A 1,102-nucleotide genomic window follows, 5' to 3' on the forward strand; every position below is an offset into this window, starting at 1 on the left:
GGCCAGGCCGGTGCCGCCGACGCCGGGGCGGCGGCGCAGCAGCGGCTTACGGGCGGGGCCGCCGTCGTCGGTGACGGTCAGCTCGACGGCGCCGTCCTCGCCGGGGGCCACCCGGACGGTGACCTCGGTGGCCTGCGGGGCGTGCCGGCGGATGTTGGTGAGGGCCTCCAGGACGACGGCGTACGCGGTCGCCTCGGCCTCGGCGGAGAGCCGGCCGGCGGTATCGGGCGCCAGCTCGGCGGTGGCGCGCAGGCCACCCGTGGTGCCGAAGCGGGCGACCAGCTCGGGGAGGTCGGCCAGGCCCAGCCGGCGCGTGGTCGCCCCGCCGGTCCGCTCCTCCAGGTCCCCCCGTCCGGAGGCTCGGCCGCCCCGGTCCTCCGGACCGTCCGGACCGCCCCGGTCGTCCGGACCGCTCGGCTCGCGCAGGGCGCCGACCATCTCGTCCATCGAGTCCAGCGCCCGCAGCCCGGCCTCCTCCAGGCGGCGCAGCAGTGCGGTGGTCTCCTCCGGCTCCTGGCCAGGGAGTTGGCCGGCCTGGGCCTCCAGCACGATGCCGGTGATCTCGTGGGCGACGAAGTCGTGCAGCCCGCGGGCCACTTCGAGCCGCTGCTCGCGCCGGGCCCGGGCCACCGCCCGCTCCCGGCGGGCGTCCAGGACCCGCAGGTAGAGGGCCGCGCCCGCGACGCCGAGCACCGGCGGCAACGAGAGCAGCACCCCGCCCACCGTCCCGGCCGCGCCGCCCTGCGGAACGCGCAGGGCGAACCGCAGCGGCAGCAGCACGGCCGCGAGCCCGAGCAGCCCGCTGACCGCCCAGACGGAGCGGTCGGGCAGTCGGCGGACGGCCCGGAAGAGCAGCCCGATCAGGGCGAGCCACTCGAAGGGCATCCAGAACGCGGGCAGCCGGTAGGGCCCCGGGTAGGCCAGGTCGACCAGCAGCGAGGCACCGGCCACCGCCCCGGCGGCCGTGCCGAGGGTGATCCGCCCGATGGGCCACGGCAGCAGCGCCACCGCCGCGGCGAGCAGCGCCGTCAGGGCGAGCAGCGCGGCCGCACCGAGGGCGTCCGCCTGCGCGAGCGCGACGGGCGGCATCAGGGCCGGCGCG

At 79.0% G+C, this 1,102-nt stretch carries 1 protein-coding gene; it reads right to left on the reverse strand.

Features of this window, described 5'->3' with window-relative positions; translation table 11 throughout:
- On the reverse strand, positions 1-1,089 hold a 1,089-nt coding region (locus KS423_RS46020), incomplete at its 3' end, for a sensor histidine kinase (RefSeq protein WP_224285592.1).
- Between the last annotated feature and the right edge of the window lie 13 nt (positions 1,090-1,102).

The organism is Streptomyces sp. LS1784, assembly GCF_020103755.1.
Taxonomy (GTDB): domain Bacteria; phylum Actinomycetota; class Actinomycetes; order Streptomycetales; family Streptomycetaceae; genus Kitasatospora.